Annotated in this window: 22 protein-coding genes; 1 reads left to right on the plus strand and 21 read right to left on the minus strand. The window is 43.9% G+C overall.

The genetic code is table 11. From position 1 onward, the window contains the following. Positions 1-18: 18 nt before the first annotated feature. The 10 genes from panD to B9L23_RS13285 form a co-directional block, all read right to left on the minus strand. Positions 19-402, minus strand: a complete 384-nt coding sequence (panD, locus tag B9L23_RS13240; protein ID WP_015864251.1) for an aspartate 1-decarboxylase — start codon at positions 400-402, stop codon at positions 19-21. Positions 403-444: 42 nt separating this feature from the next. After that, positions 445-1,293 carry a pantoate--beta-alanine ligase gene (gene panC / locus B9L23_RS13245; RefSeq protein ID WP_015864252.1) on the minus strand — a complete coding sequence of 283 codons (849 nt, stop codon included), beginning with the start codon at positions 1,291-1,293 and terminating at the stop codon, positions 445-447. After that, positions 1,290-2,129 (minus strand): 3-methyl-2-oxobutanoate hydroxymethyltransferase, encoded by an 840-nt coding sequence (panB, locus tag B9L23_RS13250; protein WP_089097842.1) that lies wholly within the window; start codon positions 2,127-2,129, stop codon positions 1,290-1,292. Before panB ends, panC begins: the two co-directional genes overlap by 4 nt. A 263-nt stretch (positions 2,130-2,392) precedes the next feature. Next, the gene (locus B9L23_RS13255) at positions 2,393-3,382 is read right to left on the minus strand and encodes a bifunctional biotin--[acetyl-CoA-carboxylase] synthetase/biotin operon repressor (RefSeq protein ID WP_015864254.1); all 990 of its coding nucleotides are present in this window, start codon (positions 3,380-3,382) and stop codon (positions 2,393-2,395) included. After that, positions 3,340-4,554: a CCA tRNA nucleotidyltransferase gene (locus B9L23_RS13260; RefSeq protein ID WP_062752700.1), complete on the minus strand. Its 1,215-nt coding sequence runs from the start codon at positions 4,552-4,554 to the stop codon at positions 3,340-3,342. Before B9L23_RS13260 ends, B9L23_RS13255 begins: the two co-directional genes overlap by 43 nt. A 4-nt stretch (positions 4,555-4,558) precedes the next feature. Then, positions 4,559-5,686 (minus strand): N-acetyl-alpha-D-glucosaminyl L-malate synthase BshA, encoded by a 1,128-nt coding sequence (gene bshA, locus B9L23_RS13265; protein ID WP_015864256.1) that lies wholly within the window; start codon positions 5,684-5,686, stop codon positions 4,559-4,561. 2 nt (positions 5,687-5,688) lie between these two features. Further along, the gene (gene bshB1 / locus B9L23_RS13270; RefSeq protein ID WP_081189445.1) at positions 5,689-6,399 is read right to left on the minus strand and encodes a bacillithiol biosynthesis deacetylase BshB1; all 711 of its coding nucleotides are present in this window, start codon (positions 6,397-6,399) and stop codon (positions 5,689-5,691) included. Then, positions 6,389-6,811 carry a methylglyoxal synthase gene (gene mgsA, locus B9L23_RS13275; protein ID WP_081189444.1) on the minus strand — a complete coding sequence of 141 codons (423 nt, stop codon included), beginning with the start codon at positions 6,809-6,811 and terminating at the stop codon, positions 6,389-6,391. The genes bshB1 and mgsA overlap by 11 nt, the downstream gene beginning before the upstream one ends. Before the next feature lie 26 nt (positions 6,812-6,837). Next, positions 6,838-7,638 carry a 4-hydroxy-tetrahydrodipicolinate reductase gene (gene dapB / locus B9L23_RS13280; RefSeq protein ID WP_015864259.1) on the minus strand — a complete coding sequence of 267 codons (801 nt, stop codon included), beginning with the start codon at positions 7,636-7,638 and terminating at the stop codon, positions 6,838-6,840. Further along, positions 7,638-7,976 (minus strand): nucleotide pyrophosphohydrolase, encoded by a 339-nt coding sequence (locus B9L23_RS13285; protein WP_015864260.1) that lies wholly within the window; start codon positions 7,974-7,976, stop codon positions 7,638-7,640. Before B9L23_RS13285 ends, dapB begins: the two co-directional genes overlap by 1 nt. Before the next feature lie 143 nt (positions 7,977-8,119). Here B9L23_RS13285 and B9L23_RS13290 point away from each other — a divergent pair, with 143 nt between their 5' ends. Then, positions 8,120-8,989 carry a YitT family protein gene (locus B9L23_RS13290; RefSeq protein ID WP_081189443.1) on the plus strand — a complete coding sequence of 290 codons (870 nt, stop codon included), beginning with the start codon at positions 8,120-8,122 and terminating at the stop codon, positions 8,987-8,989. Positions 8,990-9,017: 28 nt separating this feature from the next. Here B9L23_RS13290 and ypjB read toward each other — a convergent pair whose 3' ends face one another. From ypjB to B9L23_RS13345, 11 genes are all read right to left on the minus strand, one after another. Beyond that, complete coding sequence (gene ypjB, locus B9L23_RS13295; protein ID WP_089097843.1) at positions 9,018-9,806, minus strand: sporulation protein YpjB; 789 nt, start codon at positions 9,804-9,806, stop codon at positions 9,018-9,020. A 58-nt stretch (positions 9,807-9,864) separates the two neighbouring features. Continuing rightward, positions 9,865-10,458, minus strand: a complete 594-nt coding sequence (lhaT, locus tag B9L23_RS13300) for a lipoprotein heptaprenylglyceryl N-acetyltransferase LhaT (protein ID WP_089097844.1) — start codon at positions 10,456-10,458, stop codon at positions 9,865-9,867. 78 nt (positions 10,459-10,536) lie between these two features. Beyond that, entirely contained in the window at positions 10,537-11,304 is a 768-nt protein-coding gene (locus B9L23_RS13305; protein ID WP_081189441.1) for a menaquinol-cytochrome c reductase cytochrome b/c subunit, read from the minus strand. Positions 11,305-11,351: 47 nt separating this feature from the next. Beyond that, the gene (gene qcrB / locus B9L23_RS13310) at positions 11,352-12,026 is read right to left on the minus strand and encodes a menaquinol-cytochrome c reductase cytochrome b subunit (RefSeq protein WP_015864265.1); all 675 of its coding nucleotides are present in this window, start codon (positions 12,024-12,026) and stop codon (positions 11,352-11,354) included. A gap of 3 nt (positions 12,027-12,029) precedes the next feature. Next, positions 12,030-12,536, minus strand: a complete 507-nt coding sequence (locus B9L23_RS13315) for a QcrA and Rieske domain-containing protein (RefSeq protein ID WP_062752708.1) — start codon at positions 12,534-12,536, stop codon at positions 12,030-12,032. A 149-nt stretch (positions 12,537-12,685) separates the two neighbouring features. Then, a complete protein-coding gene (locus B9L23_RS13320; protein WP_089097845.1) occupies positions 12,686-13,141 on the minus strand; it encodes a YpiF family protein in 456 nt (151 codons plus the stop codon). A gap of 86 nt (positions 13,142-13,227) precedes the next feature. Further along, on the minus strand, positions 13,228-13,761 hold the full coding sequence (locus tag B9L23_RS13325) for a ReoY family proteolytic degradation factor (RefSeq protein ID WP_015864268.1): 534 nt from the start codon (positions 13,759-13,761) through the stop codon (positions 13,228-13,230). A gap of 56 nt (positions 13,762-13,817) precedes the next feature. Beyond that, positions 13,818-15,074 (minus strand): tetratricopeptide repeat protein, encoded by a 1,257-nt coding sequence (locus B9L23_RS13330; protein ID WP_169712572.1) that lies wholly within the window; start codon positions 15,072-15,074, stop codon positions 13,818-13,820. A 16-nt stretch (positions 15,075-15,090) separates the two neighbouring features. Continuing rightward, positions 15,091-15,993, minus strand: a complete 903-nt coding sequence (locus tag B9L23_RS13335; RefSeq protein WP_089097847.1) for a hypothetical protein — start codon at positions 15,991-15,993, stop codon at positions 15,091-15,093. 88 nt (positions 15,994-16,081) lie between these two features. Next, on the minus strand, positions 16,082-17,368 hold the full coding sequence (gene aroA, locus B9L23_RS13340) for a 3-phosphoshikimate 1-carboxyvinyltransferase (RefSeq protein ID WP_015864270.1): 1,287 nt from the start codon (positions 17,366-17,368) through the stop codon (positions 16,082-16,084). A gap of 15 nt (positions 17,369-17,383) precedes the next feature. Continuing rightward, the gene (locus B9L23_RS13345) at positions 17,384-18,487 is read right to left on the minus strand and encodes a prephenate dehydrogenase (RefSeq protein ID WP_062752714.1); all 1,104 of its coding nucleotides are present in this window, start codon (positions 18,485-18,487) and stop codon (positions 17,384-17,386) included. Positions 18,488-18,497 lie beyond the last annotated feature (10 nt).

Below are 18,497 nucleotides of genomic sequence, written 5' to 3' on the forward strand. Positions count from 1 at the left end.
AAACAGCCCCCTCTCCCTTTATAAAACGGTATGTGCCGGTTCTTCCACAATCAGCTGCTGAATGCGGTTGTTCTCGTCCATAATGGCAATTTTCGGACGATGCTGGGCAATTTTTTCCTCAGGAACGATCGCATAAGAAATAACAATAATGATATCACCCTTTTGCACAAGACGAGCAGCTGCGCCATTTAAACAAAATACTCCGCTGCCGCGTTCACCAGGAATAATATATGTTTCAAATCGCGCCCCGTTATTATTGTTGACAATTTGCACTTTTTCATTAGGCACCATGCCAACCGCATCTAAAATATCGGCATCGATCGTAATGCTGCCAACGTAGTTCAAATTTGCTTCTGTTACACGTGCGCGATGAATTTTCGCGTTCATTAATGTACGAAACATGAAGAAATCCCCTCCTAAAGAAAGCAAATAGCAAAATCATAATTACACGATGTCCAGTGTAATATTATCGATGAGGCGAGCGCTTGCAAAGCGAACCGCAACCGCGATAATCACTTTTCCATGCAGCTTTTCAAGCGGCTTTAAATCTGGGTAAGAATAAACTTCTACATAATCAATCTCTGCATGTGTATGTGTTTGAATATAATTTTTCACTAATGCACAAATCGTCTCTGGATTGCGCTCTCCGTTCTCAATCGCTGTTTTTGCCTGCTGCAGCGCTTGATATAACGCCGGCGCCTCCTTCCGTTCTTCCGGCGATAAGTAAACATTACGAGAGCTTTTTGCAAGGCCGTCTTCTTCGCGAACGGTCGGCACAGCCACTAATTCGATCGGAAAATGAAAATCCCGAATAAGTCCATCCACAACAGCAACTTGCTGCGCATCCTTCATTCCAAAATAAGCACGGGTCGGCATGACAATATGAAATAATTTCGTTAAAACGGTAGCCACTCCATCGAAATGACCAGGTCTTGATTTTCCGCAAAGCACATCAACGCGTTCTTTCACGGTCACTTGTACGCTCAATGGGTGTGGATACATTTCCTCTACACTGGGGCAGAAGAAAACGTCTACACCGTTTTCTTTTGCAATGCGCTCATCACGTTCTATATCGCGCGGGTATCGCGCAAAGTCTTCATTTGGACCGAACTGAAGCGGATTCACAAAAACGCTTAATGCAACGATATCATTTTCCTCGCGCGCCTTTTTTAACAGAGCAATATGCCCCTCATGCAAATACCCCATCGTCGGTACAAAACCGATCGTTTTTCCTTCAAGGCGATATTGCTGCATCATTGTTTGCATATCCTGTATTTTCGTTGTCACAATCATGATCGTTTTCCCCCATATAGCGCAATCCATTCTTCTTCTTTCATCGTAAACATATGAGCGGCTTCTGGAAACTGCCGTAATTTCACATCAGCGATGTAATTTGCGAGCGCGTGAGAAATGGTTTCTTGAATATTAGCGTATTTTTTTACAAATTTTGGAACACGATCTACCCCATATCCAAGAACATCATGATATACTAGCACTTGGCCATCCACTTCGTCACCAGCGCCGATACCGATCGTTGGAATCGTCAACTGTTTCGTTATTTCCGCGGCAATTTGTTTCGGCACACATTCCAAAACGAGGGCGATTGCGCCGGCTTCCTCGCATAACTTAGCGTCTTCTATTAATTTTCGTGCGCTTTCCGCATCTTTCCCCTGCACTTTATAACCACCAAGCACTCCAACGGACTGCGGAGTAAGTCCAAGATGGGCAACAACTGGAACCCCTGCTTTTGTAAAGGCGCGAATAACGTTTACAACGTCATCGGCGCCTTCCACTTTCACTGCGTTCGCTCCTGATTCTTGCATTATGCGTTGAGCATTGCGGAGCGCTTCCTCCATGGATAAATGATAAGACATAAACGGCATATCGGTTACGATAAACGTATTCGGCGCTCCGCGACGAACCGCTTTCGTATGATGAATCATATCTTCGACGGTAACAGGTATCGTTGAATCATACCCTAAAACGACCATTCCGAGCGAATCGCCGACTAAAATCATGTCAACACCCGCCGCCTCCGCCAGTTTCGCCGACGGGAAATCGTAAGCAGTCAGCATGACAATTGGTTCATTTTCTTGCTTCATTTTGAAAAAATCGGTTTTCGTTTTCATTATCTATTCCCTCCTCTTTTGTCGCAGAGGAGATGAATCACCGAACAAAAAAACCTTCTTTCTCTACCTTGAGAAAGAAGGACGCTTATCGCAGCAATCGGCTGAGTTCATCCCTCTGTCCAAGTCCTTCTAAGGATCAAGGCAGATCGTTTTTTATTTGATTGTTCCTTCTTGCCCGGTGCAGTTCTTTCGCAAAAGATACTGCCCATTTCCTTGTTAGTTCGTATTTTAACAAAATTGTTACATTTTTTCTAGATGAATGTTTATAATTGAATATCGGCAGAGTGAATATAATGGATATGTTTTTCTTCATCTTCAAGCATGAGCACACCTTCATCGGTAATGCCCAGTGCAATTCCTTTGATCGTCCCGTTTAACGTTCGGGCGGTAATTTCTTTTCCGATGCTTGTCGCATATCCTTCCCATAATAGTTTAATGGGACGGAAGCCATATTGTAAATACTGTTGATATAATCTTTCAAGCCGCAGCAGAATTTCTTGGACCAGCTGTGCACGTTGAATGCGCTCCCCTTTTTCAATGGCGAGCGATGTAGCAATCGTGCGAATTTCTTCTGGAAATTGATCCAATGTTTGGTTGACATTAATGCCCATGCCGATAATCACCGAATGAATCCGATCAGGGTCTGCTTGCAGTTCCGTTAAAATACCGACACACTTTTTTCCATTGATTAAAATATCGTTGGGCCATTTAATATCCGGGACGATGTTCGCTTTTTCTTGGATCGCTTGCGCAATCGCAACTGCTGTTAACAAAGTAAGCTGCGGCGCTTTTTGCGGCGGAATTGGCGGACGCAAAATGAGACTCATCCATATTCCCGTTCCTTTTGGAGAAAACCATTTGCGGTCCATCCGTCCGCGTCCCGCCGTTTGCTGTTCCGCGATCACAAGCGTCCCTTCTTTTGCTCCTTCATACGCAAGGCGCAAAGCGATCTTTTGCGTAGATGTTACTTCCTCTTCAAAATGAATATAGCGGCCGAACGTTTCCGTCTTTAAACCAAGTTGAATTTCATTTGCTGTCACTTTATCAGGAGTTTTTACAATGCGGTAGCCGAGACGGCGCACCGCTTCTAATTCAAACCCTTCTTTCCGCAATTCTTCGATATGTTTCCAAACAGCCGTACGTGAACAACCTAGCACTTCACTAATTTTTTGTCCAGAAATAAAATCTCCATTCGCCTCTGAAAATAGCTCTAACAATTTTCTCCGCGTATCAGATTGCGATGAATGAGCCATTCGTGAATCCGCTCCTTATGATTATCTACTTCTCCATGAATAACCGCTCGTTCAATGAGTGTCAATATCTCTTTTACCCAAGGCCCTCCCGGTTTGCCAAACCATTTCATGATGTCGTTTCCGCTTACTGCTAATTCTTTCTTTGTTTTAATCGGAAGAGACATAAACAATTCGTTCAATTTCTTTCGATGTTCCTCCACATTTTCGCCGCTTGCCACTGAACGAATCGTTTCCGCGGCAATCGCATGCTCAAGTCCGAATTCAAATAATCGTTCTTTCGTCCAATCACTGCTCGAAGGAATCGTTTGTAAAATCCGTAACGCCATCTCCACTTCTTTGATCAGCCGATTCGGCAGCTTCCACGCTCGTAAAAAGTCAGCGGCCGAATCGACGCAAAGGATATAGCATAAAAATCCCCACCGCTGCCCGCGTGAATCAAGCAGCCTCCAATTATAGCGGGCAGCTGCCTGCAATTCATTCTCTTTGTCACGCAGCATCGGTAAATATAAAAACAACCCTGTTTCTACTAGTAAAGACAAAGCTCGGCTGGCAAACGGACCCTCAAGCAGCTTTTCAAACTCCATCGTCATCCGTTCCACCGAAATATGGGCAAGAAGCGCAGCGTTTTCTATAATCGCCTGCTTTGTTTCTTCGTCAAGGGAAAATCCTAATTGACCAACAAACCGGATCGCGCGCATCATCCTTAACGCATCTTCTGAAAAACGCGCTTTTGGATCACCGACCGTACAAATGATACGATTTGCAATCGCCTCTTGCCCGCCAAATGGATCGATCAACTTTCCTTCTGCATCCATCGCGATCGCATTCATCGTAAAATCACGGCGCTGTAAATCTTCATAAAGGGATCGGACAAACGTAACCGCCCCCGGCCGACGATAATCTTCATATTCACTTTCTGTTCGAAACGTTGTCACTTCGTAGGAAATTCCGTTATGAACAACCACTACCGTTCCATGTTGCGAACCGATATCAATCGTTTTCGGAAATAATTGCATCACTTCATCTGGCAGCGCGGATGTTGCAATATCAATATCGCCAATTTCTCGATTTAATAAAAGATCGCGCACCGCACCGCCTACAAAATACGCTTCATATCCGTGCTGCTGCAATGTTTGAATAATGCCGAGCGCTTTTTGAAATGGTTCTTTCATCACCTCACCCCTTTGCCAATGAAAAATAAATATCTTCATATTGTTCCACAATTTGTTCCGAATAAAATTTTTGATATACCGTTTGAACCGCCTGCTTGGCCATATACATGTGAAGATGTTTGTCTGTTAAAATGCGAAGCGCTTTATTTGCCACTTCTTCCACATTTCCAAGCTCACATAAAAACCCTGTTTTACCGTCTTCAATCACTTCAGGAATGCCGCCGATCGTCGTACCAATGCAAGGAACGCCGCAGGCCATCGCTTCTAATAGCACAAGACCAAAGCTTTCTTTTTCTGATAATAGCATCTTCACATCGCTAATCGAATATAATTCATCGAGCTTGTCTTGTTTTCCTAAAAAGCGTACATCATCACTAAGTCCAAGCTCTGTCACAAGGCGGCTGACGACAGTCATTTCCGGTCCATCGCCGACAAGCAGCAGTTTCGCAGGCAGATGCTTGCGAATGAGAGAAAAAGCGCGCACAACATCAGGAACCCGCTTGACTTTTCGAAAGTTGGATACATGAATGATGACTTTTTCGTTCTCATCAATCCCATATTCTTTCTTTAAATGATTGGCATTTTTTTTGTGATATACACGCTCGTCCACAAAGTTATAGACGGTTTGGATCGGTTTTTGTACGTCAAGAAGCTCATACGTCTGCTTGACAAGCGCATTCGAAACGGCGGTGACAACATCTGATTGCTCAATTCCAAATTTAATCATATCGCTCAACGATGGATCATATCCAAGCACCGTAATATCCGTTCCGTGCAATGTCGTAACAATCTTTAATTTCCCGCCTACCATTTGCTTCGCCAATACAGCGCAAACCGCATGCGGAACGGCATAGTGGGCATGCAACACATCGAGCCGCTCCCGCTTCGCCACTTCAGCAATTTTGCTTGCCAGAGCTAAATCATATGGCGGATATTGAAATACAGAATATTGATTGACGCCCACTTCATGATAATAAATGTTGCCATACACTTTATTGAGACGAAACGGCATGCTCGAAGAAATAAAATGAATTTCATGCCCTTTTTCTGCCAGCAATTTCCCTAATTCGGTCGCAACGACACCAGAACCGCCTACTGTTGGATAACAAACAATCCCTATTTTTAGCTTCATTTTCACACTCCTAGTAAATCATTGAAAATCTTTATTGGTTTTTTCGTAAAAAACCCTTCGGCAAACGTCACTCCGACTTCTTTTCCTAATAACCGCTCACGGCTTTCCACCATTTCAATATAACCGTCTGTAAGCGGTGTATCGACAGATCCAGCCGCTTTTGTAAATTGGCTTTCATAGGAGCGCAAACTGGCTATTTTTTTGTCGATCGTATCACTAATATCGATGACAAAATGCGGGCGTTCCCACGCATTAATCATATAGTAATAGACAGAATGAACGCGATGTGCCGGCAAGTCCGGCTCTGTTTTATAGCGACGGATGCCAGCGGAAAACACCGCCTCTTCCACAAGATGTGCGCAGCGGCCATGATCCGGATGCCGGTCCACCCAATAAGGGGCAAACACAACGTGCGGGCGGTATCGGCGAATCACTGAAACAATGCTTTTAACCGCTTCTTCTGTCACATATAAGCCGCGGTCCGGAAGGACAAGATTTATTCTTGTAGCCACTCCTAATATATCCGCAGCCTCCCTTGCTTCTTTTTGCCGCAATTCCACCGTTCCGTTTGACGATAATTCGGCTAATGTTAAATCGCAAATGCCAATGCGATAGCCTTTTTCGGCATATTTGGCAATCGTTCCACCCATCCCGATTTCGACATCATCCGGATGAGCGCCGAACGCTAACATATGTAATTGCTCATAATCCATTTATTTCACCTTTTCTTCCACGAACAATGTTTCTCCATGCAAAATCGCCGCGCTCTAACCCTTTAATTAAAATTTCCGCCGTCCCCATATTTGTCGCAAGCGGCACCGAATATACATCGCATAAACGAATTAATGCGCTGACATCCGGCTCATGCGGTTGCGCGGTCAGCGGATCACGGAAAAATATCACCATATCCATTTCATTTCGGGCAATCATTGCGCCAATTTCTTGATCTCCACCATATGGTCCTGATTGAAAGCGATGCACTTTCAGTCCTGTCGCCTCTTGAATGCGAAGACCTGTTGTCCCGGTCGCATACAATTCATGCTGTTCTAAAATCGGCTGATAGGCAGTAACAAACTCAATCATATCCTCTTTCTTTTTATCATGCGCGATTAACGCGATCTTCACGATAGCACCCCCGCTTAGTGGCCGTTTTACTCGATAATGTGTTCCAAACCGTATACGAGCGTATGCAATTTCATGACTGTTTCTACTGACAATTTTACTCCAGACATGAACGAAGCGCGGTTGAACGAATCATGGCGAATCGTTAATGCTTGTCCATTTCCGCCGAAAATCACTTCTTGATGAGCGATAAGCCCCGGGAGGCGGACACTATGAATCGGTATGCCGTCATATGTCGCGCCGCGCGCTCCGGCAAGCGTCTCTTTCTCATCCGGATGGCCTTGTTTTTTTGTCGGGCGTACCATCGAAATAAGCTGTGCCGTTTTCACTGCGGTTCCGGATGGAGCATCGAGTTTTTGGTCGTGATGTAATTCGATAATTTCAACATCAGGAAAATATTTCGCCGCCATTTGCGCAAATTTCATCATTAAAATGGCCCCAATCGCAAAGTTAGGCGCAATGATCGCTCCAATTCCTTTTTCTTCTGCTAACGTGGTAAGACGTTGAATATCTTCATCCGTAAAACCGGTCGTGCCAACGACAGGACGGACTCCGTAGCGAAGCGCGATTTCAGCATGTTTTTTTCCTGCTTCCGGTGTCGTTAAATCGATGAGTACATCCGGTTTGATTTCTTCAAAACAGCGGGCAGCATCGGTATATATCGGGGCGTGAATGCCGGAAAATCCTTCGACATCCGCTAAATTTCCCCCGTCATTTTTACGGTCAATGACGGCAGCAAGCTGAAAATGATCGGTCTTTTGTACAAGGGAAACCGCTTCGCGTCCCATTCGGCCACGCGGACCGGCAATGACGATACGGATTGTCTCCATTATGCTTCCTCCTCTTCTTTTCGCGTCCAGCGGTTTTTATCACGGGTACGAAACTTTTCCATCACCATATCATGTGCTTGTTGCAAATCGATATGGAGAGAGTTGGCAAAACAGATAAGGACAAATAGCAAATCCCCTAGCTCTTCTTCAATGGTTTTTTCCTTTTCCGTCTGTTTTTTCGGCTTTTCGCCATAATAATGATTCACTTCCCGCGCCAATTCGCCAAGCTCTTCGGTAAGTCTCGCAAGCATGGCGAGCGGGCTGAAATACCCTTCTTTAAATTGGCTAATATATTCGTCTACCTCTTGTTGCAGCTGCTTCATCGTCTTTTCTTGCATAAACGTCACCTCTCATGTTTTCATGTTAGCTAAAAGCAACGTTTTTGACAAATATTTTTGTGTCTAATGCGCGCACATTGCTTACACAAACAACTTCATCTATAATTAAGGACACTGACTACTATGAAAACGGAGGTAGCCATATGATTTTCGGGCTAAAAATAAAAAATATTATTTTCATTTTACTTGGTGCTGCCATTTTTGCGTTTGGACTTGTCCATTTCAACATGCAAAATAATTTAGCAGAAGGCGGCTTTACAGGAATTACGCTGCTTCTCTACTTTTTATTTGACATTGATCCATCCATTACAAACTTAGCGTTAAACGTTCCTCTCTTCTTTATCGGTTGGAAATTGCTTGGGCGCAATTCGTTTTTATATACGATTATCGGAACGGTAGGCCTTTCTCTTTTCCTCTGGATTTTTCAACGTTACGCCATTCATATGCCGCTAAAGCATGATATGACGCTAGCGGCGTTATTTGCTGGCGTATTTATCGGCGTCGGTCTGGGCATTATTTTCCGTTACGGCGGAACCACAGGCGGCGTCGACATTATCGCGCGACTTGTCCATAAATATAAAGGGATTAGCATGGGAAAAACGATGTTTACGTTTGATGCCGCCGTTATTACTCTTTCATTGCTTTACCTTTCTTACCGCGAGGCAATGTATACGCTCGTTGCAGTGTTTATCGCCGCCCGCGTCATCGACTTTATGCAGGAAGGTGGATATGCGGCGAAGGGAGCAACGATTATTTCAGAAAAAAGCGAGGAAATTGCCAGCAAAATTTTAACGGAAATGGATCGCGGCGTAACGATTTTAAAAGGGCGGGGCTCTTATACGAAACGCGATCGGGATGTATTATATTGTGTGGTGGCGAAAAACGAACTGCCTCGTTTAAAAAACGTCATTATTTCCGTTGATCCCCATGCGTTTGTCGCTGTCACCGACGTCCATGATGTGCTTGGTGAAGGTTTCACACTCGATGAACGGAAGCAGCCGCTAGAACAATAAAAAGGGGCGCCACTCGCCCCCCTTTTCCCTATTCATTTTCATGGGTGCGGTTTTTTTCTTTCTCCCCGCGATATTTCCGCCATCCAACATAAGATAGTGTCAATACAATCATTCCTCCAGTAGAAATGATCACCCATATTAAAGATGGATCGGCTTCGTCTTTTTTGACGCCGTCAAATAACGTCTGTAAGTCTGCGCGCATATTTTTTAAATGTTTTTGCTGATCTTCTTGGCTTAATTGTTGAAATGCCGGTGTTTGCAACATTTCAATCTCTTTATCTATTTTTTTCGCTTCCTCAGGCTGCACATCAATTTTGACGCTTGGCTCAATCAGCTCATAATGGTTTAAAAATTGACGCAGAGAGGCGGTAAATGCTTCCTCTTTTCCTTCTTCTACCGCTTTCTCAAGCTGATCAAACGACCCCATCACTGTTGTTTCCATCTCTGACCAAAGAGGTTGATGTGTCGAATGAATCGCATCAACGACAAGGCGAAACTGTGTTACTTTATCAATTCTTTCCTCCTCCGGCAATGAGGATGCTGTTACCGTTTTCAGTGCATTTTCGTGAGTAATCGTGATCGCGCGAAGTTCATCTGCTGTTTTAAGCCGGTCCCGGGCGTTCATTTGAAAAAACTGATCGGAAAAATACGTCAATACTTCCTTTGCTTCTTCGAAACGTCCATTTTTCGCCAACTGTAACGCTTGATCAGAAATTTGATCTAGTTTTTTCCAACCGCCATCATTTTCGGCGGCGTAATTATGCGATGGAAATAAACAAATGAGCGTGATAAAAGCAAATAGCCATATTCGCTTCATTCTTGTCCCTCCTCCATTAACTATTACAATGTATGAAGGAGTGGACAAGAGTAGACCATTAATTTAATGAAAGAAAAAGTCTCCCTTTTCGTACACATAACATATAACTAATCGCGATCGAAATGATACTAAGCCAAAACGTAAAATAGCCGATTGGCGGCATATATTGATTTAAAACGCTGTAACGCGGCATCATTCCAAAAACATAATCGATGATGTCATTATGTAACGTCCAAACCGCCGCGAACGCTAAATGAGGCAAGCGAAACCGATAAAACGGAGCATATAATATTCCTTCGACCGCCATGGCTCCGTGAGAAATGATTAACATCCATCCTGCGACATCAAGCGTTCCCGTCACTTTCCATACTAACAAGTTCATCACGACCGCCCAAACGCCATACTTCACTAATGTCACGATTGCCAACGCTTCAAGCAGCGGAAAATGACGGCCGAGCAAAAACGCAATCAGAACTAGCACAAAAAATAAACTTGCGGTTGGGCTATCTGGAACAAACGGCAAAAAAATTGGCGGCGTCTCCGCTAATTGATAACGATACCATATATATCCGTAAATCGTCCCGATCACGTTGACTATAAGCAAAAACCATAACACGGAACGATGGGCAAGCAACGGAAAAACCCATTTCATGAATACACACCTGCTCTCTACTTTTCATGAATGAAAAAAGCTGACTAATCATAGCCAGCTTTTTTCTCGATGAACCGTTTATTCCTCTTTTAATCCTGCAATGAATTCAGCGAGTTTTTTCAACTCTTCGTCCGTACCTTTGAAAATGCCTGCAGGCATGCCGCCTTTACCTTCTTTTGAAATTTTCGCGATTTCTTCCGGTGTTAAGCCTGTGCCAATAAGCGATGGCGCAGCTGCACCACCGGATAAATTTTCACCATGGCAGGACGTACATGTGTTAGCTTGGGCAATTTTATATCCTTCTGCGTTTTTGTCAATTTCCACTTCTGCGCGGATTTTTCCTTGTTCAGCAGCTTGTTTCCAGTCATGCGTAACAACGGCTTCCCAAGTTAAATATACTATTGACGCAAGCGTTAAAAGCATCATTCCGGTAGCGACAGGACGCTTCCATGGGCGACGTTCCGGACCGCGATCCAAAAACGGCGCTAACAATAACGCACCAAATGCCAACCCTGGTATCACAATTGCTCCGATCACCGTATAAGGACCTGATGCATACGAATATTTAAGCAATTGATAGAGGAACAAGAAATACCAGTCCGGAAGCGGAATATATGCCGTATCCGTCGGATCAGCAATACGCTCTAATGGAGATGGATGTGCGACCGTCAAACATAAAAAACCGATCAAAAAGACGGCGCCAACCATCCATTCTTTTAATAGGAAGTTCGGCCAAAACGCTTCCGTTTTCCCGGGATATTCCGAATAATCTTTTGGAATATTCGGCTTTCTCACTGCGGGCACGCGGGAATCGCCGACAAATTTCATTCCTTTTCCGCGATGCATTGCATGTTTCCCTCCTTTTTCTTCTCACTAAACAGCGTTTATGCGAATCACAGTGGACCAGAAATACCTTGTCTGCGAATCATTAAGAAGTGCGCAGCCATTAAGCCGAGCAATGCAGCAGGCAAGAAGAAAACGTGGATCGCAAAGAATCTTGTTAGCGTTTGCGCACCAACAATTTCCGGGTCTCCTGCGAGCAACGTTTTAATGGCCGGGCCAATAATCGGCGTCGCTTCAGCGATTTGCAAGCCTACTTTTGTCGCAAATAGCGCTTTCATATCCCATGGCAATAAGTAGCCGGTAAAACCAAGCCCCATCATGACCATGAAGATAAGCACACCAACGATCCAGTTTAATTCGCGCGGCTTTTTGTATGCACCTTGGAAAAAGACACGCAACGTATGTAAAAACATCATGACAATAACAAGGCTCGCTCCCCAGTGATGCATACCGCGGACGATTTGTCCGAACGCCACTTCATTTTGTAAATAATAAACCGATTCCCAAGCGTTTTTAATATCCGGAACGTAATACATTGTTAAAAACATCCCAGATAAAATTTGGATAACAGTAACAAAAAACGTTAATCCGCCAAAACAATAAACAAATGCGGAAAAGTGATGGGCCGGGTTAACATGTTCCGGAACTTCATGGTCAGCGATATCCCGCCACAAAGGCGTAATATCTAAACGCTCGTCAACCCAGTCATAAAGCTTATTTAACACGTATTACGCCTCCCCTCGTGGTTTCGCTTTACCTAAGTATAATTTGCCGTCTTTCACTTTGTACTCGTAACGGTCTAGCGGAGCTATTGGCGGCGTTCCAGGAACATTTGTACCGTCTTTGGTGTAACGCCCGTAATGGCAAGGACAGAAAAATTCATTTGGATGTTCCTTGTCCGTATTCCAGTCTACCGTACAGCCAAGGTGTTTACAAATCGGAGACAGCGCTACGATTTCTCCTTTTTCGTCTTTATACACCCATGCGGATCGCGGCTCTTCCGACTCATACCAAGCGTCTTTTATTTTTACTTTGAAATCAAAACGCTTTGGTTCGGTCGTAATGTCCTTTACATCCGCTACCGCTACCATGTCCGTCCCCGCTTCATCCTTTAAAATCGGATCAACGGCAAAACGGACCATCGGCATTAGCATGCCAGCAGCCATAAAGCCGCCTACACCAGTTAACGTGTAGTTCAAAAATTGGCGTCTTGTTACGCGATTTTTTTCACTCATCGTCTTCCCCCCTCTATACAAAATGAAGTCCAACCGGACGGTATTTGTATAACACAATATAAAACTAGGACATTCTAATGATAGCTCATTCAGCGTGCAAGGTCAATATCGTCATCGCTTTAACCTTTCAACTTCTTCATCACGCTGCTTCATGCCCATTGCGAAATGAAAAAGTTCAGCAACTGAGATGTTTGTTCGCGAATGACTTCTTGCTTATATGATTCATCCATATCCTGCAGTGGAATCGCTGGCACCATCCACAGCCTGCCGGAAAGCTGATTTTCATATTCTTTCCATGTGCGGTCACATGTCACATAAAAAACATGCTTCATCCCATGTTCCATCAGCTGTCTTGTCCAATCCCCAAGCCGCCGAATGAGTTCTTCACACTGTTCGCTCATAAAATACGTAAATGGCGGAAATAAAAACAACCTCCCCTTTAGTTGACGTTCCGCCTCATGAACAATTAGCTGCACAAACTCTCCTCCGGATGCAGCCTCTTTGGCGCCATCGGCAATCGTAATCGGAATAAGCGGAATTAAAGCTGTGTCAATATAATCTTTTTCTTTCACATATATCTCCACATCTGCTGCTGCCCACTTCATGCACATTCCCCTTCTTTTCAACGTCATTTTCTTTATCACCATACCATATTTTTTGCAAAAAGAAAAACCTTGCGTTCCGCAAGGTTTCACAACTGTTTCAACTGATCAGTAAGGCGGCGAAATGCCTCTTCATCTTGACGGTCTAGCGCGTCGTCAATGAGTTTCATTAACCGTTCTCGTTGAAATTCATAAAGCGATTTTTTTAAAAATTGCTCAGCCAACCGCCGATCGTTTTCATTTACTTGCACTTGTTTTGGAGCATATGGATTTTCTTCCAATACTGCGACATATTGCGGAGAATGGAAAGAAGCACGGAAATTCAACTGGATATAAATATCTTCATCCCGATTTAAACGAATATCATGAAACGATTTTTCCGCATCTGTCGTCATGACATTGCCTTTATAAAAACGGAACGGGACATCATCGACGCAATGAGTTGACATAATGATGCCGCGCGGACAATATTGGGCATTTTCCACAAAATGAACCTTTTGCATCAGCTGATCATGGCTCATTAGATAGTTTAAAATCCAGACACATTCCCGGCGTTTTAACTGGTAATGATTTAAAAACCAACGAATAAACTCTTTTTTCTCATTCACGGATACATGCGTCATTATGCGCTTCCCCCTCAATCGTTTTCCAAGAAAGAGGTGATATTCACCGCAATCCCCTACTCCTCCAATTGAAGCAATATGTCTGCTGCCTCTATGTGCCCAGGATCGAGACGTACGATTTGTTGAAATATTTCTTTCGCTCTCTCTCTATTTCCTTCTTCGATCAGAAAATAGCCATATTCTTCAAGAAAATCAACATTATCCTTAAAGAAAGTATATGCCTCCCGGTAATGGTTTAATGCATCAGAATACATCTCAAGCTTATGTTTCGCGCGCGCTAAATCCCATTCAAACTGAGGATCATACTCCCCTTGTTTCATCGCTTCTTCCAAGCAGGAAACGACTTCTTCATATCGCTCTTGATGCAATAGCAACGCACATAACGTAGTCAGCGCCTCGATATATCCTTGGTCAATCTCGATGGCTTTGCGCAGCCACGACTCTGCTTCATCCGGTTTTTTTAGTTTTAATGCGACTTTTCCGGCATATAACAATAATTCTTTATTCCACTCATCAACGTGAATCCCTTCTTTTGCAATTTCATAGCTTTTCTCAAGCTGTCCTTCTTGCTCATATGCTTTGGCTAAATATAGATAAAGCGGCACATATTCAGGGTCAAGCTCTTTTAGCTCGCTTAACTTTTCGATTGCGGTTCGGTAATACTCCGCTTGAAACGCCGTAAATCCATAACCGAATAATGTCCGGCTGTCGATTTTTTCTTGCAGCGCTTCGTCGTAATATGGCAATGCCTGCTCAAATTCCCCGCATAAACTGAGCGCTTCGGCGAGCCGTTCTGGAATGTGAGTACCGGCAATCGTCTTTTCTTTTTTTAATACTTTTTCATAAAACGGTATGCTTTTTGGATATTGTCCCATCGAAAAATATAGCTCTGCTAACGCAAACTGAATAATCGGCTCATCCGGCATTTTTTCATATGCTTGTTGGAGCTTTCGTTCACTTACTTCCTCGAGCCCTTGCATTTGATACAAGTCAGCGGCAATCAGACACGCACGGGCAAAAAGGGGATCATCTTCATCGATTTGTTCTAAAATTTCAAGCGCTTTTTCTTCCTCTTCCAGCTCTGTGTATACTTCAGCTAAAAATAGCCGCACTTCTCCTTCATCAGGATAACGAAGCGATAGCTCCTCAAGCAATTCTTTCGCTTCTTCTAACATTCCCCATGAATATAAATAATCCGCAAGCTCGTATTTTTCTTCATCACTGCCATTTTTTTTGATGTCAGGCACAAGTCCTAATGCTTTGTCTACTTCTCCGTTTTCCACAAGACGAACGATTTCCTCGATTCGTTTCATATGCATAAACCCTTTCCTACTGAAGATGTGCAACAAACATTCCCGGTGCGCGGATCACCCGCTCCATGCCAAATCCGGGATAAAAGTATATTTGATTTCCTGCTTTAAGCAATCTTCCTTTATGAACCGTAATAACAGGAACATGATTATCATAATCGACAATAGGCGTTTCGGCAACTAAACGGCTCACAGATTCTTTTTTATATAAATTATAATCTACTTCTCCACCGATACGAAGATCTCCTTTTTGCGGATAAATCCCAATTTTCTTTAACACATCAAGCGAAAGCGGCGTTCGTTCCTGTAATGGAAATGGGATAAATGGAATATGATGAGCAGCAAGCAGTTTTCGCCACGTCGCTTCTTGTTTTTTCGTTCGGCTTCCATTTGGCCAATACGGCACAAATGGAGGCCGATATGTTTTTAACACCTCTGCGATCCAATGCCATGGGACGGAATGCAACATATCATTTTCTTGCATTTCGACAAAAATGACAGGAACTTTCCATCGTCTGCAAGCGATCATTAATGACGGAGTAAGCGTACGAAGCGGAACTTTCACACCGATGAAATAATCAATGGGGCTATTTAATAAATGCTGACGCAAGCGTTGCAACGCGGGAGCAAGCTGGCTTTCAAAAGAAACATCGCAAACAGCGAGCAGTGTAGTGCATCCTTGTGCGATTAATTGCTGTTGAACATATTGTTTAAATTGCAAAAACGTCCGCGGCTGTTGAAACGAAAAATCGAGCATGACATGACCGGGTGTTACGATCATCTCCCCTATTTCCATTCGCATCCATGTATACCGATCCGCCTGCTCGCTTATATAATCAATGCGATTACTATCAATCACGAGCGAGCAGCGTTGCAGCTGTTCTTGGCGAATGACGTACGCTCCTTCAATCACATATGGCATGTCTTCATTCCCCCTTTACGACAAGCTATGAAGGAATGAAAAGACATATGAATAAAAAAGCAAGAAACCTGTATTTGGTTTCTTGCTTCTACATTAAGGAATGAAGATGATCAAAAAACGATGGATAAGAGACTGCCACCGCTTCTGGACGTTTTAAACAGACAGTTCCTTGCGTAATGCAGGCAGCAATCGCTAGCATCATGCCAATACGGTGATCACCGTAGCTATCAACGACAACGTCCTTTGCCTTTAACGCTGATTTTCCATGAATGACCATGCCATCAGCTGTCGCTTTAATATCCGCGCCAAGTTTTCGCAGCTCTGTCACAACCGTATCAATTCGATTCGTTTCCTTCACTTTCAATTCGCTCGCATCTTTAATAACGGTCGTACCTTCCGCCTGCGTTGCAAGCAAGGCAATGATCGGGATTTCGTCGATTAATCGCGGAATAAGAGCGCCGCTGATTTCCGTCGCTGTTAAATTGGAGGTGCGAATGGTAATATCGCCAAGCGGTTCTGTTTGCTCGTTACGAATGTTTTCGATCGTCATTTCCGCACCCATTTTTTGTAGCACATCGATAATTCCCGTTCTTGTCGGATTGAGCCCGACATTTTTTAACGTAATTTCGCTGTTTGGTACAATTGCGCCAGCTACTAAGAAAAAGGCTGCCGACGAAATATCTCCCGGAACGTATATATTTGCGCCTATTAGCTGCTGCGGTCCGGTAATAGAAACTGTAAGGTCGTCCACTGTTACGCTTCCACCGAACAACCGAATCATTCGTTCGGTATGATCGCGAGAACGATGAGGTTCCGTTACTGTCGTAGTTCCATTTGTTGTCAATCCCGCCAATAAAATCGCCGACTTCACTTGTGCGCTCGCGACAGAAGACTCGTAATGAATGGGCTGAAGTTCGCCGCCGCGAATGGATAACGGGGTATAGTTCCCATGCTCGCGGCCGTCAATGTGCGCACCCATCATTTTTAGCGGCTTTGTCACTCTACCCATCGGCCGCTTGGCGATCGATTCATCGCCAATTAAGCAAGAATGGAACGGACATCCCGCTAGAATCCCGAGCAATAATCTTGCCGTTGTCCCGGAATTGCCAACATTTAAAATGTCAGATGGCTCCTTAAGACCTTTTAATCCCTTTCCTTCGACAACAACATCGCTTCCGTTTTGCTCAATCGACACTCCCAATTTTCGAAAACAATCGATCGTACTTAAACAATCTTCTCCCTGTAAAAAATTCGCGATGGTCGTTGTTCCATTAGCAATTGCTCCAAGCATCACAGCGCGATGGGAAATCGATTTATCCCCTGGAACATTGATGGTTCCTCGTAATGATGAAATATTGGTTCGCAACGGTTGCACATCTTCCCCCTCCGTTTACACTTCATATGTTTCGTAATTCGTATGTCTTTGAATACAGGCTTTCGCCTTCGCCCGATCTTCCTCGCTTTGAAAGCTAAGGCGGAGCACACCGTAAATTTCTTCCCTTGTCTCAATAATACGAATATTTGTTATGCTAATTTGTTCTTTTGCAAGATAGCCGGTAATTTCGGAAATAACCCCAGGATAATCAGGAACATCGACATATAGATCGTAAAAAGATGGAATTGCCCCTTTCGTTCGCGCTGGAAGCCCGTCGCGAAATTGTTTTGCTTGTAAAAAATACCGGTAAATCGCTTCGCTATTTTCCTCTTCCACAATGGAACGAAGCTTTTGCATCTCTGAAATCCAGCCATCAAATAGCGCCAACATTTCGTCTTTATTATGTATAAAAATATCGCGCCACATTTCCGGGTTGCTTGAAGCGATGCGCGTAATATCGCGGAACCCCCCTGCGGCAAGACGGCTGACAAGCGGATTTTCTTTTTCATACTGTTGTGCTTGATGGACAAGACTTGCTGCAATAATATGCGGAAAATGGCTAATCACTCCAGTAATGCGATCATGTTCTTCTGGCGACAGCACAACAAACTGTGCTTTCGTTCCCTTTAGCCACTCTTTTAGCCGTTCCACATCCCTTGCCGCTACATCATTCGTCGGCGTCAAAACGTAAAAGGCGTTTTCAAACAAATGCGCCCTTGCTGCAGCAACGCCGCTTTTATGCGAACCTGCCATCGGATGGCCGCCGATAAACGTTATTCCTTGCTTTCCTAACTGTTTTGCATGTTTGACAATTCGTTGCTTTGTGCTTCCAACATCCGTGACAATTACATTTTCTTTTAATACACTGAAAGGCATCTCCGCCAAGATTTTTTCCGTTTGCATAACAGGAGTGGCTAAAATGATTAGATCAGCCTGTCTCAACCCTTGTTCAAGGGAAGAAGCAATTTCATCAATCACTTTTAATGAACGAGCAAGTTTCAGCTCATTCTCATTTACATCATATCCGATAATGACGGCGTTCGGATGCGCTTTTTTTATCGCTAGCGCCATCGAACCACCGATTAAACCAAGTCCAACAACAAAGACGTTTCCTTCCAACTGCTTCACC

The organism is Parageobacillus galactosidasius, from assembly GCF_002217735.1.
Lineage (GTDB): Bacteria > Bacillota > Bacilli > Bacillales > Anoxybacillaceae > Parageobacillus_B > Parageobacillus_B toebii.

Excerpts from the sequence above, each read along its gene's own strand:
- panD (WP_015864251.1), bottom strand. The coding sequence starts at position 402 with ATGTTTCGTACATTAATGAACGCGAAAATTCATCGCGCACGTGTAACA.
- panC (WP_015864252.1), bottom strand. The coding sequence starts at position 1,293 with ATGATTGTGACAACGAAAATACAGGATATGCAAACAATGATGCAGCAA.
- panB (WP_089097842.1), bottom strand. The coding sequence starts at position 2,129 with ATGAAAACGAAAACCGATTTTTTCAAAATGAAGCAAGAAAATGAACCA.
- B9L23_RS13255 (WP_015864254.1), bottom strand. The coding sequence starts at position 3,382 with ATGGCTCATTCATCGCAATCTGATACGCGGAGAAAATTGTTAGAGCTA.
- B9L23_RS13260 (WP_062752700.1), bottom strand. The coding sequence starts at position 4,554 with ATGAAAGAACCATTTCAAAAAGCGCTCGGCATTATTCAAACATTGCAG.
- bshA (WP_015864256.1), bottom strand. The coding sequence starts at position 5,686 with ATGAAGCTAAAAATAGGGATTGTTTGTTATCCAACAGTAGGCGGTTCT.
- bshB1 (WP_081189445.1), bottom strand. The coding sequence starts at position 6,399 with ATGGATTATGAGCAATTACATATGTTAGCGTTCGGCGCTCATCCGGAT.
- dapB (WP_015864259.1), bottom strand. The coding sequence starts at position 7,638 with ATGGAGACAATCCGTATCGTCATTGCCGGTCCGCGTGGCCGAATGGGA.
- B9L23_RS13285 (WP_015864260.1), bottom strand. The coding sequence starts at position 7,976 with ATGCAAGAAAAGACGATGAAGCAGCTGCAACAAGAGGTAGACGAATAT.
- B9L23_RS13290 (WP_081189443.1), top strand. The coding sequence starts at position 8,120 with ATGATTTTCGGGCTAAAAATAAAAAATATTATTTTCATTTTACTTGGT.
- ypjB (WP_089097843.1), bottom strand. The coding sequence starts at position 9,806 with ATGAAGCGAATATGGCTATTTGCTTTTATCACGCTCATTTGTTTATTT.
- lhaT (WP_089097844.1), bottom strand. The coding sequence starts at position 10,458 with ATGAAATGGGTTTTTCCGTTGCTTGCCCATCGTTCCGTGTTATGGTTT.
- B9L23_RS13305 (WP_081189441.1), bottom strand. The coding sequence starts at position 11,304 with ATGCATCGCGGAAAAGGAATGAAATTTGTCGGCGATTCCCGCGTGCCC.
- B9L23_RS13315 (WP_062752708.1), bottom strand. The coding sequence starts at position 12,536 with ATGAGTGAAAAAAATCGCGTAACAAGACGCCAATTTTTGAACTACACG.
- B9L23_RS13320 (WP_089097845.1), bottom strand. The coding sequence starts at position 13,141 with ATGAAGTGGGCAGCAGCAGATGTGGAGATATATGTGAAAGAAAAAGAT.
- B9L23_RS13325 (WP_015864268.1), bottom strand. The coding sequence starts at position 13,761 with ATGACGCATGTATCCGTGAATGAGAAAAAAGAGTTTATTCGTTGGTTT.
- B9L23_RS13330 (WP_169712572.1), bottom strand. The coding sequence starts at position 15,074 with ATGAAACGAATCGAGGAAATCGTTCGTCTTGTGGAAAACGGAGAAGTA.
- B9L23_RS13335 (WP_089097847.1), bottom strand. The coding sequence starts at position 15,993 with ATGCCATATGTGATTGAAGGAGCGTACGTCATTCGCCAAGAACAGCTG.